A 15,078-nucleotide genomic window follows, 5' to 3' on the forward strand; every position below is an offset into this window, starting at 1 on the left:
ATGCTTTGAAACAGATTGAAAACAATACAAAGGAGAGAAACGATATGGCAATTAGTGCAAGTATGGTAAAAGAACTGCGTGAAGCGACAGGCGCAGGTATGATGGACTGTAAAAAGGTTTTGGTTGAAGCTGACGGTGACATGGAAAAAGCAATTGAACTGTTAAGAGAAAAAGGTTTGGCTTCTGCAGCGAAAAAGGCTGGAAGAATTGCTTCCGAAGGATTAGTAAAATTAGCTTTTTCTGCGGATGGTAAAAAAGCAGCTGCCGTTGAGGTAAACTCCGAAACAGATTTCGTAGCTAAGAATGAAGAATTTGTGGAATTTGTAGCAACACTTTCTGAAATCGCTTTGGATGCAGAATCTGAAAATGTGGAAAACTTTATGAATGCAGATTATCGTGGTGAAGGAACCGTTGCCGATGTATTAAAAGCAAAAATCGCAAAAATCGGTGAAAACATGAACGTACGTCGTATTGCTAAATGTAATACTCCTGGCGTTGTTTATGTAGGATATATTCATGGTGCTGGAAAGATTGGTGTTATTGTAGGATTAGAAACCGAAGCATCTGCAGAAGAAGTTGCTACTGTTGGTAGAGACGTTGCAATGCAGGTTGCTTCTATGAATCCACAATTCGTTGATGAAAGCGGAGTTGATCCAGAATTTATTGAACATGAGAAAAAGATTCTTGTTCAGCAGGCAATCAATGAAGGAAAACCGGCTGATATCGTTGAAAAAATGGTAATTGGTCGTTTAAAGAAGGAATTAAAAGAAACTTGTCTTGTAGAGCAAAAGTTCGTAAAGAATGGTGAAATGAGCGTAAAACAGTATGTTGATTCTGTAGCAAAAGAAATTGGAAAATCCATTCGCGTTGCAGAGATGGTTCGTTTCGAAGTTGGCGAAGGTCTTGAAAAGAAAGAAGAAAACTTTGCAGAAGAAGTTGCAAAGCAAATGGGTAACTAATATAACTTAGTTTCAAAAATTAATCGTAAGTATTGTGACTCATAAAGTCATAGTACTTACGATTTTTTATTGTTAGAGAATTGGATTTTAGTGAAAAGAGGTATAAAACTTATAGAAATCAGTTATAACGATTTGATCTTTTACGGTTAGGATAATTTATAAAATTATATAGTTCTCTTTTTTTCTTTATGCTATAATGTCAATACTTAAATATTAATGTATGATTTTATACAAATTAGGGATGGAGAAATGAATGATGTCAAACTGCTTTTAGGAAGGAATGCAATCAATGAAAAAGAAAATTTATACCATCATTACATTAATTGCAATTTTTATTATCTATTTTGCAAGCGTAAAATTAGAAAATAAATTATTTGGAAATATTTTAGCACCAGTTGTTACGTTTGTATCATCATTCATACTTTTGGGAAGTATAAAAAAAATAAAAAATAAACAAAAAAAAGGGAGTATCCTAAAGTTTGTGTAAACCTCTAAACTGATGTAAGATAAATATATCAGTTTGGAGGTTTTATTTATGCCCAAAAGAAGAAAAGAATCACCCCAAAAACAAGCAATCAGAAAAATGATGCAGGAATACTTAAAAGAGAATGATATTCCTATCAAAAATGGTACAGATGTCAATTCTGTTATGCGTGATATGATGTCTGTATTACTGGAGGGTTCTCTGGAAGGAGAATTAGAAGACGAACTGGGATACTCAAAATATGACTATCGGAATAAGGAAACCGACAATAGTCGGAATGGATATTCTTCTAAAATCATGCATACAAACTATGGAGATATGAATGTTGCTATTCCTCGTGACCGTAATGGAGAATATGAACCCCAGCTTATCAAGAAATATCAAAATACCGTTACGCAAGATATGGAAGAAAGGATACTTTCCATGTATGCAAAAGGTATGACTACAAATGATATTGAATCCCATATGCGTGAGTTATATGACATTGATATTTCTGACAGTACGATTAGCCGAGTTACTGATAAAATTATACCGATTGTAAAGGAATGGCAGGAACGTCCTTTGGAAGAAGTATATGCGGTTGTTTTTATGGATGCAATTCATTTCCACGTTCGTAGTGAAGGAAGAATACGAAAAAAGGCTGTGTATATTGCTTTGGGAATTGATATGAATGGTAGAAAGGACGTTTTAGGTATGTATGTTGGTGAAAATGAAAATGCTAAATTCTGGCTTTCTATACTGAATGGGCTAAAAAATCGTGGTGTAAAAGATATCTTAATAACATGTATTGATGGACTAAGTGGATTTCCACAAGCAATTGAAGCAGTCTATCCTGAAACAGAGATACAGCAGTGCATTATTCATCAAATCCGTAACTCCACTAAATTTGTATCCTACAAAGATTTGAAAGCTCTGATGGCTGATTTGAAGCGAGTCTATACTGCCCCAACAGAAGAATTAGCCCTAAATGAATTGGAGTTGTTTCAAGAAAAATGGGATGTAAAATATCCGAAAATCTATAAATCTTGGCATGATAATTGGTCAACTTTAGCAACCTATTTTAAATATCCTGAAGCTGTTAGGCGGCTTATTTATACCACAAATGCCATTGAGGGATTTAATCGTCAACTTCGTAAAGTAACAAAAAGCAAGACAATTTTTCCTTCTGACGATAGCCTTTTAAAAATGCTATATCTGGCAACGATAGATATCACAAAAAAGTGGACAGGATATCGTAGGGACTGGGGACGGATATATTCCCAGTTAGAGATTTATTTTGAGGAAAGACTAAAAAATCTCAACTTCTAAAAAACAACTTGTTCGGCAAGTTTTATTGACATGCAAAAAAATCATTGTATAATGCAAACAAGGGTAGAATCCCAAAATTGACTCTGCCCTTAAGTAACTATTCACATATCTTATATCAGATTTTTGAGTTTACACAAAACTTGAAACTGTCCCAAAAAAAATTATATTGGAGTCTCGTTTTTTTATTTACTTTTTCTTGGTTTATTGCTGATTTTTCTTGGTTAATTTATGATGAAATCCTTTCTATTAATCCAATAAATATCGCTGGTATAAATATTATTTATACATTACCGAATGTCTTTTTAGCAATATTAATTACTGTATATTATATTAATAATTTTAAGAAATGGAATAAATATCAGTTAATTTTAGACAATATTGTAATAGATTCAATTCTTTTAATATTAATCTGGACTTTTATGTTTTCTCAAAATGGGATTACATTTCATACTAATTTTGATTATCTAAATACTCTGATATATCTATTTATAGATTTCTACATTCTTTCAGGAATTGCAACAATGATAATGTCTTTCAATTTAAAAAGACTTGAAAAATATATTTTTGTAGTGCTTTTCGGAGCACTGATTTTTGTTTTCACCGATTTTCATTATGCTTATCTTTATTTTAATGATCTTTATGTTGCAAATACAATGATAGATGGGGTGTATTCGATACCGAATGTATTATTTGCAATTGGAGCTATTTTGGCGCAGCCAGTTCGTATGCCCAAGGATGAATTTGAGGAAGAAATGCTTCCAGAAAATTATAGGAAGACAAGATATTTAAATGTTTTGCTATTAGTTTTTTTAGTATTATATATAATTAAATCCTATAGTCTTGAAATACTTTTTGCATCTACTTGTATCATTCTTATCCATCAGTTTTTTACAGCTATAATACAAGATGCAATTCGAAGAGAATTTCTTTTAAAAAAAGAAGTACAGATGAATGAACAATTAGAAAATGAGATAAAGGAAAGAACAGAAGAATTAATTTGTGCAAATAAAGCATTGGTGGAGATTTCCAATAAAGATGCCTTAACTGGATTATATAATCGACGATATTTGATTGATTATTTAGATTCATTAATTTTAAACAAACCTAATAATTCCTTTGCATTGTTATACATGGATTTAGACCGATTTAAATCCATTAATGATACTTATGGTCATCCAATTGGGGACAAGATGTTAAATATTTTAAGCAAACGTTTCATAGATAATTGTCAACCTAATTGTACTATATTTCGAGTAGGTGGAGATGAATTCGTTTTATTAATTGAGAAACAGGTGAATCAATCGTATATTTACAAGATAGTTCATAAGATTTTAGATCTGATGCAGCAGCCGATTTTTATTGAGCCTTATGTATTTAGAACGGGTGTAAGTATTGGTATTGCTTTATTTCCACAAGATGCGGAAGATCGAGATTTGCTTATGAAATATGCAGATATTGCAATGTATGAAGCAAAGGTGAATTGTCGAGATTCTCATTATATGTTTTTTCATTCAAGCATTAGCCAAAAAATACAAAGACAGCATGAAATTGAGCTTCTTCTTAAAAATGTAGATTATACGAATGAGTTCTTATTGTATTATCAGCCTCAATACCGTTCTAGCGACCATTCTTTGGTTGGAGTAGAAGCTTTATTAAGATGGAAGCATCCGGAGCAAGGTATGATTCCTCCTTTGGAATTTATTCCTATAGCAGAAGAAATCGGAGTGATTCAGCAAATTGGGAAGTGGGTGATTGGAGAGGCTTTTTCGCAAATAAAAAAATGGAATGAAGCGTATCATCTAAATTTAAAAATAGGAATTAATGTATCGCCGATACAAATGGAGGACATTCATTTTCTTACTTGGTTTCAAGAAAAACTTGCAAATGATCAAATCAATCCAAATTGGATTGATTTAGAAATTACTGAAGGGACTACAATGAATGCCACCGTCTCAACGGAGGAGTTGTTTGATAAATTTAGTAATTTAGGGGTGACAATATCGATAGATGACTTTGGCACAGGATACTCTTCTTTAAGTTATATAAAGAAATTCCATATTAATACATTAAAAATTGCCAAAGAATTGATTGACAATATCGCAGAAGATCATAATACACTCTTAATTGTAAGAGCTATTGTCATGATGGCAAAGGGAATGCAATTAAAAACAATTGCAGAAGGAGTGGAAGAAATCAAGCAAATTGAGATACTTTCGAAAATTGGATGTGATGAAATACAAGGATATTATTTTGGTAAACCTCTTCCTGCTGAAGAATTGGAAAAAGAACATATAATAAAAAATATAAATAATGAAATACTTTAAATTTAATGAGAAACACCCGAAAGAAACGGGTGTTTTTTGTTTTATTGATTATTTTTGACCTGTAAATTAGAGGAAATAATACCTCTTGCCATGTAGCTTGCGATTAAGAAAATAATATCTTCAATCGAATTATAGTTTAAAATTTCCTCTTCATAATTATCATTCGTTATTGCATTGATTTCATTGATTTTCAACTTAATGTATTGATATAGTAAGTATTTCCATTGATTTTCATCCCAATATACATTAGTTCTGGCTAAAAATGAAGATAATTTATCTGCAACTCCATACCACTCTATAATTCTTGAATCAGTTAATACAGAATCACCGAATTTTATAGCTTCCACGACTTTCATTGCAGATGTAATAAATTCTGTCATGATATTCATTAATCTTTGTGCAGCTACGGTACCGTAAAAAATATTAAAGGTATTATAAAATTCTGTTGGTAAGTACAATAGATAATTTTTAACGGATTGTAAATTTCTTGTATCATAAATTGCAGCTTTTATATATGTTCTCATCCAAGATGCAAGATCCAACCATAGTTTTTGAAAAGCGATGATAATATTTACTTGATCATATGTAAGGTAGTTATTTTGAGTCGTTTCATCCGTTTGGTTTGCCATAATCTAATCTTCCCTATATATTTACTCTTTCATTATATGTTTCAGCATTATTAAATGAAACAATTATATTGTATAAATTGCTTTTGAAATATAGATAATTATAATCAATTTGACTAAGTAACAACTTGATGTTACAATAGAAGTGTTACTTTAAAAAAATCAAACAAGATGGGGGTGATACTTTGATTGAATTCAAAAATGTAACAAAGCAATATGCAGATGGATTTGAAGCAATAAAAAGCATTGATTTAAAAGTTGAAAGAGCAGAGATCCTTACTTTGATTGGTCCTTCCGGATGTGGGAAAACGACAACAATGAAGATGATCAATCGTCTGATTGAACCTACAAGCGGGCAAATCTTAGTTGAGGGTAAAGATATTAAGAATGTAGATCCTGTTGAACTTAGACGTAACATTGGTTATGTCATACAGCAAATTGGGTTGATGCCTCATATGACTATTGAAGATAACATCGCATTGATTCCAAAGCTAAAAAAATGGCCGAAAGAAAGATACTTAGCAAAGGTAGATGAGTTGTTGGATATGGTAGGGCTTGATCCGAGTCTATATAAAAAACGATATCCGAATGAATTATCTGGTGGACAGCAACAAAGAATTGGTGTAATAAGAGCATTGGCAGGAGATCCTCAAATAATTCTTATGGACGAGCCGTTTAGTGCATTAGACCCTTTAAGCCGGGAACAATTACAGGATGAATTAGTCAGGCTGCAAGAGGAAATACAAAAGACGGTTGTGTTTGTTACGCATGATATGGATGAGGCACTTAAAATTTCAACAAGAATTGCAATTATGCGTACCGGTAATATCCTTCAATTGGATACGCCAGATCGAATATTAAGACGTCCGAAAGATAAGTTTGTACGAGAATTCATTGGAGAAAAAAGACGTATGGAAGGGATTGGAAATCCGACCGCTAGTGATTTGATGCATCAAAGAGCGGTATCCATTAGTCCGAAAAGAGGATTGGCAGAAGCGTTCCAGGTCATTAAAAATGAACGAGTGGATAAGCTGTTTGTAGTTGGTAAACAAATGGAATTGCTTGGTGTGGTTTCTTTAGAAAAATTAACAGATCATTACAAAGAAGAAGATAAGACAGTAGTTGACATTATGGATAAGCAAGTGATTAAAGTGCATACTGATGAGGCAGTGGGTGAAGTTGCCGATATTTTTACAAATCGAGATATTAATGCCATCCCAGTTGTAAATGATGGAAAACTATCCGGTGTTATCACTCGAACCAGTTTGATTCGAGGTATTGCAGAATGGGAGCAGAAAAAAGGGGGGGATGAAAATGAGTAATAGTAATTTTATACAAATATTGTATCAGACCTTTGTTGAACGCGCAGATTTAATTAAAGTAGGGATTCAAGAACATCTAATATTAGTTTTATTTGCAATGTTTTTTGCTATTATCATTGCGGTTCCTCTTGGCGTGTTCCTAACAAATTATAAGAAGCTTGCAGAACCAATTATAGGCATTGTAGCTGTTGTGCAAACGATACCTAGTTTAGCATTGCTTGGCTTTATGCTTCCGTTAGTTGGTATTGGAAAAACAAATGCGATTATTGCATTAACCGCTTATGCGCTATTGCCGGTTTTAAGAAATACGTACACCGGTATTTCCGAAGTGGATCCTTCGACGATTGAAGCGGGTAAAGGTATGGGAATGAAAAGATGGCAGATATTAGGTATGATACAGATTCCTTTGGCTCTTCCAGTAATTATGGCTGGGATAAGAACCTCAACAGTCATTACCATTGGTACTGCTACACTTGCAACATTTGTTGGTGCAGGTGGTTTGGGAAACATCATTTATCGAGGCATTACCATGCAAAATACGCAATTGATTTTGGCAGGTGCTATTCCGGCAGCTTTGTTTGCGATTATTACCGATTTCATTTTAAAGAAGTTTGAAATAAAAGTTACACCTCAAGGAATTAGAAGTTAGAAGGGAGCAAATTATGAAAACGAAAAAGATGAAAGTAGTAGCATTGGCTTTGGCGTTGGTTTTAATGATGGGAGTGCTTGCAACAGGGTGTTCCAGTGGATCAAAAGAAGAAAATACGCTTACCATTGGAGGCAAGAAATTTACTGAGCAAGTAATTTTGGTCAACATTTTAGAACAATTAATTGAAAATCGTACAGATATCGATGTTATAAATCAAGCAGATTTGGGAGCAACGGATGTATTACAACAGGGTATGCTTGATAAAGATTTGGATATGTACGTAGAATATACAGGTACGGCATATATGATCGTTTTAAAGGAAGAGTTAGACACAACAGATCCTCAAATTATTTACGACCGTGTTAAGGATTACTATCAAAAAGAGTTTGATATGACTTGGATGACTCCTTTTGGCTTTAATAATACGTATTGCATTGCAGTAAAATCTGAAGATGCAACAAAATATGGATTGGAAAAGATTTCTGATTTAAAGGGCCATTCGGAAGAGATGATTTTAGGAAGTGATTTTGACTTCTTAGAAAGAGAAGATGGCGCTGATTATTTTAATAAAGCTTATGGATTAACTTGGAAGGATTTAAGAGGAATGGATCCGGGATTAATGTACTCAGCGGTAAAAGAAAATCAAATTGAAGCAATTGTTGCTTATGCTACGGATGGAAGAATACCTAGATATGAATTAAAAGTATTGGAAGACGATTTGGCGTTTTTCCCACCTTATTTTGCGTCCGCAGTAATCAATAATGATGCGTTAGAAAAATTCCCAGAAGTAAGTGATTTGATGGAAGAACTAGCACCACACCTTACTATGGAAAAAATGCAAGAACTAAACTCTTTAGTGGATATCGATGGTATGCCTGAAGGTACAGTTGCAAAAGATTTCTTGACAGAGTCTGGATTAATCTAATAAATAATCAATTCTAAATTTTGAGCTATAAAAATGATACAAAAACGCGGTATGCTTTTGCAGCAACCGCGTTTTTTACCAGGTGAAGGTTGTTGCTTTCGCTAAAAAATTACAATTTTTCACAAATAGCTATTGCAATTTTCTCTATTTCAGTTATAATAATAAAAGTGATATGCGGAAGTGGCTCAGGGGTAGAGCATCGCCTTGCCAAGGCGAGGGTCGCGAGTTCGAATCTCGTCTTCCGCTCCAAGACAGGACATATCTTTCTAAGAGAAAGGTATGTCTTTTTTAGTAATATAAAAATTTTTATTATTGAATGTATAAGCTGATTTTTATTGACTAAAAATTCTGTATATGTTAGACTTTTTTAAAAACTAACGTATGTTAGTAAGCATTCTCAGACCAGCAACAGTTAGAAAGGAAGACTAGTATGAAAAGCTTAAAGGTAAAAATGATTGTAGTAATTTTGCTGTTGGTGATTGTATCATCTTCAGCGACGGTAGCAATAGGATTGTTTCAAAGTTATGAGTTGACGCAAAACACAATTCAAGCACAATTTGAAGACAAACTAACCGCTGGGAATAACATGTTAAAATTGTATTTGGGTGATAAGTTTGGTACTTTACACCTTTCTAGTGAAGGAAAGATGGTAGATGCATCCGGAAAAGCGATTGATGGAAGATACGAATACATAGATACTTTATCGGATGAAATGGGCTTGGTTGCCACTATTTTTTCAAAAACAGGAAAAGATTTTACAAGAATACTTACTACTATTAAAAATGAGAAAGGTGAAAGGGTTGTCGGGACAACATTAGACCCTTCTGGCAAGGCATACGAAGAGGTTTCAAAAGGTAATGTCTTCTTTGGTCAGGCAAATATACTTGGGGAAGAATACATAACGAAATATGAGCCAATGTTTAATACAGATCAAGAAATTATTGGTGTGTATTTTGCTGGTGTCCCTATGGCAAAGGTTCATTCGATTGTAGATGAAGGAATGAAAGACACAATACAATCCGTTGCTTTATTAATTTTTGCTGTCCTGTTTATCGTTTGCATAGCAAGTTATTTTGTAGCTTCATCAATTGCAAAACCCATTCATAAGGTCACTGTTGTGGCAAAGGAAATTGCAAATGGGAATTTTGATGTAGAGTTATCCGTAAAATCTCGTGATGAAGTTGGGCAGCTTGCAGATGCATTTCATCTTACCATACAACAGTTGGTCAACTATCAAGCGTATATTGATGAGATTTCAGATGCGCTCAAAAATATTTCAAATGGAGACTTAATGGTTGAGCTGCAGAGAGATTATGTAGGGCAGTTTCGAAAGATCAAAGAAAATATGGAATCACTCCTTCGAAATCTAAATGCTACTTTTTTACAGATGAATCAATCTGCAGACCAAGTAGCCAGTGGTTCCGAGCAGGTTGCAAATGGTGCACAGGCACTTTCTCAGGGTGCAACCGAGCAGGCAAGTTCAATCGAGGAATTATCAGCTTCGATATCGGAAATTGCGGAGCAAATAAAACAAAATGCAGAAAATGCAATGTCGGCAAGCGGAAAAGCAGATGTTGCGGGAAAAGAGTTACTCAGCAGCAACGATGAAATGAAAGAGATGCTCGATGCAATGGATCAAATTACATTGAAGTCTTCGGAAATCTCAAAAATTATCAAAGTAATTGATGATATTGCCTTTCAAACAAATATACTTGCTTTAAATGCTGCGGTAGAAGCTGCACGTGCGGGAGCAGCTGGAAAAGGATTTGCAGTTGTTGCAGATGAGGTTCGAAATCTTGCAGGAAAATCAGCAGAAGCGGCAAAGAGTACCACTCTGTTGATTGAAGAAACAATCGACGCAGTTCGCAATGGTTCTATTATTGCAGATAAAACAGCAAAATCTCTTGAGGCAAGTGCAGAGGTGACACAAGAAGCCGTGCTATTGATTGATAAAATTGCAGAAGCATCCAATCAGCAAGCCGCATCCATTGATCAGGTTAATCTTGGTGTTGAACAAATTTCTGCCGTAGTCCAGACGAATGCAGCAACGGCTGAAGAGAGTGCGGCTGCAAGTGAAGAATTATCAAGTCAGTCAAACTTATTAAAGGATTTAATCATGAAATTTAAATTGAAACAAGACAGTCATTTTGGTAATTATGATTGCGAAACATCTTATTTTGAAGACCGAAATAGTACTGTGAGAGACGAAAAAAATTCTTTTGATTCCAATATAACAAGTAAGTATTAAATATTGATGTATTTTCCATTTTTGTTTATAATATAATTATTATTAGTAAAAATTGTTGTAGAAAAGAGGAAATACTGTTGGAAGATCGAAAGAAAAAAGCGGTGGAATTGCACCATAAGGGTTATAATTGTTGTCAGGCCGTTGTTTGTTCGTATTGTGACTTATTAGGGCTTGAGGAAACCGCTGCTTTTCGCATTGCAGAAGGATTTGGCGGAGGTATGGGAGGAATGCATGATGGTACCTGTGGTGCCGTTACTGGAGCTTATATGTTAGCTGGTTTGAAACAAAGCAGTGGAGATGCAGAAAAAGCGATTACCAAAAAGGATACATATCGTATGGTAAAAGCATTGGCAGATGCTTTTAAAGAAAAAAATTCATCAACAATTTGTGAGGAGTTACTTGGCGTAAAGGGAAGCCCAAAACTTCGTTCTTGTGATGGCTGTATTGAAGATGCTTGTGAAATTGCCGAAAAAATAATATTAATGAATTAACAAAACACCTTGCAGTTCCAATTGTATAACTGCAAGGTGTTTTATTTTAAGTTAATTATTCTCCAAGTTCTAAAGCAATTTCCATCATTTGATTAAAATTCTTCTGCCGATCTTCAACCGATGCTTTTTCACCGGTTATGAAGTTATCACTGATAGTAACCATTGCTAATGCATTTGCACCAAGCTTCGCGGCATTCATATAGAGAGCAGCTGCTTCCATTTCAACAGCCAGCGTACCGAGTGATGCCCATTTTTTCCACCAATCGGAATCGGATTCATAGAATACGTCACAAGATACGATGTTTCCTGCATGCACCGGAATGTTTAGAACATCCGCTGCTGCTTTTGCCTTTAAAAGTAAATCAAAATCAGCACAAGGTGCAAACGTTCCCGGTAATTCATAAGTATGCGCCCAATTAGAATCAGTAGAAGCACTTAACCCTAAAACAATGTCTTTTGTTTTAATATGTTCCTGAAAAGATCCAGCCGTTCCAATTCGAATTAGATTTTTTACACCGAAATGAGTAATTAATTCATAGGAGTAAATACCCATTGATGGCATACCCATACCAGAGCCTTGCACTGAAATTCGTTTTCCCTTATATGTGCCTGTAAATCCGAGCATGCCGCGGATTTCGTTGTAGCAGGTAACATCCTTTAGATAAGTATCTGCAATGTATTTTGCTCGAAGCGGATCTCCCGGAAGCAATATGGTTTCTGCCACATCTCCTTTTGCGCCGTTAATGTGTAATGTACCCATGAAATTTCTCCTTTTTTCTTATTCATTAGTTTCGAATGCATTGTGAAGTGATTAAAAAAGAAATTTTTTCTAATCCACATAGATTCAAAAAATATTATACCATAAATCAAAGATAATAAACAATTTTGTGTTGTATAAAATCCAACAAGTGGAATAATAAATGGGTCATATCTTTACTTGTGTTATAATTTAGAGTATGATTAATATATGTGATACAAACAAAGGAGACAAACAATATGACGATGCAATTTAATGGACCAAGCCAAGATCTTCGTCCCATTTCTACATTAAAGGAAATGTTGGACACAAGCGCAGAGCTATATGCAAACAACCCTGCGTTTCTTATAAAAAAAGAAAAGGGTAGTGCTTATGAAGAAATCAATTATACGTTGCTAAAGCATGATGTGGATTCTTTGGGTACAAAGTTAATCGACTTGGGATTACAAGGGGAAAAAATTGCTGTGATTGGTGAGAACTGCTATGAATGGATCGTATCTTATCTGGCAGTATCCAATGGTACTGGTATAGTAGTACCACTGGATAAAGAATTAAGCCAAGAAGAAATTTATCAATTACTAGAGATTTCAGACTGCAAAGGTATTTTTTTTACAGCAGCTTATGAAGATTATTTTAAAGAATATAACATTCCGATAAAAATAAGAATGAAAATTTTTGGGGATCGTACCGATATTCATGAAGAATTGCCAATGGTTGAACCGGAACATGGGATTTATGACTGGGCAAGCTTGGTAAAAGAAGGGGAAAGTTTACTTTTACAGGGGAATCGTAGCTTCATAGATGCGAAAGTAGATCCAGATGAAATGCGTATTTTGCTGTTTACTTCCGGAACGACAGAAACTGCGAAAGGCGTTATGTTAAGTCAAGGAAACATTGCAAGGAATATTATGGACACATGTCGCATTGCACATGTATTTCCTGATGATCGTACATTATCCATTCTGCCGATTCATCATACTTTCGAGTGTACGATGGGACAGCTTTTGGTTTTATATCGTGGGGCTTCCACTGCTTATTATGAAGGACTTAAGTATATTGTAAAAAATTTAGCGGAAGCAAAGGCTACGATTTTAATTGGTGTGCCGTTAATTTTTGAGTCAATATACGATAAAATTTGGAAGAAAGCCGAAAAATCGGGAAAAGCTGGATTGCTTCGGAAGGGAATAAAGATTAATCGAACAATGAAGGCTATGGGTATCGATTTATCAAAAAAAATATTTAAAGATGTGCATGATGGCTTTGGTGGCAAGCTGCGTTTGATCATAACAGGAGCAGCAGGCATTGACCCGAATGTATGCCGTGGCTTTGAGGATTTCGGTTTTCGAGTACTGCAGGGTTATGGATTAACAGAGTGTTCCCCTTTGGTTTCCGGGCCCCCTGATTATACCAATACCTATAAAAAGGCAGGATCGGTTGGACCTTCTGTGGAAAGCGGAGAGATTCAAATTGTCGATAAAGATGGAGATGGCATTGGAGAAATTATATTTAAGGGTCCTAACGTTATGCTTGGATATTATAATGATCCTGAAAAAACCGCTGAGGTTTTAAAGGATGGTTGGTTCCATACGGGTGATTTAGGATTTTTAGATAACGATGGCTGGCTTTATATTACGGGTCGAAAGAAAAACGTAATTGTTACGAAAACTGGAAAAAACATTTATCCAGAGGAAGTAGAAATATACATTAATCGTAATAAATACATTCAAGAATCTCTTGTTCATGGTGTGGAGCGTGAGGAAGATACTTTAGTAAGTGCACAGATTCGACCGGCATATGATGTTATTTATGAAGAATTTGGAAAAGATTATAAAGAAGATGACATTCAAAGTTTAATTAAGAAAGAAATAAAAAAAGTCAACGAAGGTTTGCCGATTTACAAACGAATTCGTGACTTTACAATTCGAACGGATGAATTTGTGAAAACCACCACAAAGAAAATTAAACGTTATAAAAATGTATAAGGTTCTAAATATTGGATGCTTTGATTGTCAGCATTTATTTCTACCACGCAGCCCATTGGAATGGAAATGTGAGGGTAGGTATGGCCAGCTCGGAAATTAAGCAGAGTTGGTTTCTTGAATGGCTTGATAATATCATTGAAAATCTGATAGAGGGAAAGGCTTTGTTCCTTTTCCTCTTTTTTTATGCAATTTTGCCAGGTACCAAGTAAAATTCCAGCACAATCTGAAAACTTACCGGCTAGAGCCAAGCTGGTTAATGCACGGTCAATTTGATAAGGAAAGGAATCGACATCTTCAATAAATAGAATTTTATCTTTCGTATCAATTTCATAAGGGGAACCTAAGGTTGCATTCATAACAGAAAGATTTCCACCTGTAATGGGTGCATATGCAACACCTGGATACAAGGCTGTTAACGGCTCTTCTATTGGAGGTGTTATTTGCCCAAGCGGATTTGAAGAGAATAAAAGCATTGTTAAATATTTTAGTGTTAAGGGATCTCCATTGCCCCAACCATTGTTTGGCATAGGTCCATGAAGTGTGACCATATGGCAAGATTGGTTTAATACATTGTGAAGGGCAGTTATATCACTGTATCCTAGAAATACTTTTGGATTTTTGCTGATAGATTTTAAGTTTAATCGTGGAAGTATTCGAGTTGCCCCATATCCACCACGTAAACAAAAAATTCCGTTAATTTCTGGATCACAAAATGCATCGTTTAAATCTTTTGCTCGTTGTTCATCTTCACCTGATAAGTAACCATAACGTAACGTGCAGGATGGATAAACAATTGGCTCTAAATCGAATAAACGAATGGAGTCAATTGCAAGTTCCAGACCTTCTCTGGTAGCTGGTGAAGATGGTGCAAGCAAAGCAATTCGATCTCCGGGTTTTAATGTTTTTGGTCGCTGCAATGGATGTTTGTACATGAATGTTACCTCCTATTTATCGATTCATGTTTTTTCTATACATCATAATATGCAATGTAATAGCAAAATAG

Annotated in this window: 13 protein-coding genes and 1 tRNA gene; 11 read left to right on the top strand and 3 right to left on the bottom strand. The window is 34.7% G+C overall.

From position 1 onward, the window contains the following. The first annotated feature begins 44 nt into the window (after nucleotides 1-44). From tsf to I2490_RS06940, 4 genes are all read left to right on the top strand, one after another. Nucleotides 45-959 carry a translation elongation factor Ts gene (gene tsf / locus I2490_RS06925; protein WP_206459015.1) on the top strand — a complete coding sequence of 305 codons (915 nt, stop codon included), beginning with the start codon at nucleotides 45-47 and terminating at the stop codon, nucleotides 957-959. Nucleotides 960-1,248: 289 nt separating this feature from the next. Continuing rightward, nucleotides 1,249-1,446 carry a hypothetical protein gene (locus tag I2490_RS06930; protein ID WP_206459016.1) on the top strand — a complete coding sequence of 66 codons (198 nt, stop codon included), beginning with the start codon at nucleotides 1,249-1,251 and terminating at the stop codon, nucleotides 1,444-1,446. A gap of 48 nt (nucleotides 1,447-1,494) precedes the next feature. Beyond that, nucleotides 1,495-2,751, top strand: a complete 1,257-nt coding sequence (locus tag I2490_RS06935; RefSeq protein ID WP_442859719.1) for an IS256 family transposase — start codon at nucleotides 1,495-1,497, stop codon at nucleotides 2,749-2,751. Nucleotides 2,752-3,272: 521 nt separating this feature from the next. Continuing rightward, a complete protein-coding gene (locus tag I2490_RS06940; protein ID WP_206459017.1) occupies nucleotides 3,273-5,075 on the top strand; it encodes a putative bifunctional diguanylate cyclase/phosphodiesterase in 1,803 nt (600 codons plus the stop codon). A 41-nt stretch (nucleotides 5,076-5,116) separates the two neighbouring features. Here the strand turns inward: I2490_RS06940 and I2490_RS06945 are convergent, their stop codons facing one another. Beyond that, entirely contained in the window at nucleotides 5,117-5,704 is a 588-nt protein-coding gene (locus I2490_RS06945) for a hypothetical protein (RefSeq protein ID WP_206459018.1), read from the bottom strand. 182 nt (nucleotides 5,705-5,886) lie between these two features. Between I2490_RS06945 and I2490_RS06950 the strand changes: the two genes are divergently transcribed. The 6 genes from I2490_RS06950 (at nucleotide 5,887) to I2490_RS06975 (ending at nucleotide 11,336) form a co-directional block, all read left to right on the top strand. Further along, entirely contained in the window at nucleotides 5,887-7,023 is a 1,137-nt protein-coding gene (locus I2490_RS06950) for an ABC transporter ATP-binding protein (protein ID WP_206459019.1), read from the top strand. Then, the gene (locus tag I2490_RS06955) at nucleotides 7,016-7,672 is read left to right on the top strand and encodes an ABC transporter permease (RefSeq protein ID WP_245157102.1); all 657 of its coding nucleotides are present in this window, start codon (nucleotides 7,016-7,018) and stop codon (nucleotides 7,670-7,672) included. Before I2490_RS06950 ends, I2490_RS06955 begins: the two co-directional genes overlap by 8 nt. Before the next feature lie 13 nt (nucleotides 7,673-7,685). Continuing rightward, the gene (locus I2490_RS06960; RefSeq protein WP_206459021.1) at nucleotides 7,686-8,597 is read left to right on the top strand and encodes a glycine betaine ABC transporter substrate-binding protein; all 912 of its coding nucleotides are present in this window, start codon (nucleotides 7,686-7,688) and stop codon (nucleotides 8,595-8,597) included. Nucleotides 8,598-8,771: 174 nt separating this feature from the next. Next, nucleotides 8,772-8,846 (top strand) — tRNA-Gly (locus I2490_RS06965). A gap of 181 nt (nucleotides 8,847-9,027) precedes the next feature. Further along, on the top strand, nucleotides 9,028-10,845 hold the full coding sequence (locus I2490_RS06970; protein WP_206459022.1) for a methyl-accepting chemotaxis protein: 1,818 nt from the start codon (nucleotides 9,028-9,030) through the stop codon (nucleotides 10,843-10,845). Nucleotides 10,846-10,922: 77 nt separating this feature from the next. Continuing rightward, nucleotides 10,923-11,336: a C-GCAxxG-C-C family protein gene (locus I2490_RS06975; protein ID WP_206459023.1), complete on the top strand. Its 414-nt coding sequence runs from the start codon at nucleotides 10,923-10,925 to the stop codon at nucleotides 11,334-11,336. A 55-nt stretch (nucleotides 11,337-11,391) separates the two neighbouring features. Here I2490_RS06975 and deoD read toward each other — a convergent pair whose 3' ends face one another. Then, entirely contained in the window at nucleotides 11,392-12,096 is a 705-nt protein-coding gene (gene deoD / locus I2490_RS06980) for a purine-nucleoside phosphorylase (protein WP_206459024.1), read from the bottom strand. A gap of 236 nt (nucleotides 12,097-12,332) precedes the next feature. On the opposite strand from deoD, the gene I2490_RS06985 reads away from it, so the two are divergent. Then, on the top strand, nucleotides 12,333-14,075 hold the full coding sequence (locus I2490_RS06985; protein ID WP_245157103.1) for an AMP-dependent synthetase/ligase: 1,743 nt from the start codon (nucleotides 12,333-12,335) through the stop codon (nucleotides 14,073-14,075). Here I2490_RS06985 and I2490_RS06990 read toward each other — a convergent pair. Beyond that, nucleotides 14,060-15,007 (bottom strand): S66 peptidase family protein, encoded by a 948-nt coding sequence (locus I2490_RS06990; protein WP_206459025.1) that lies wholly within the window; start codon nucleotides 15,005-15,007, stop codon nucleotides 14,060-14,062. The genes I2490_RS06985 and I2490_RS06990 overlap by 16 nt on opposite strands. Nucleotides 15,008-15,078 lie beyond the last annotated feature (71 nt).

Source organism: Anaerovorax sp. IOR16, from assembly GCF_017168145.1.
GTDB lineage: Bacteria > Bacillota > Clostridia > Peptostreptococcales > Anaerovoracaceae > IOR16.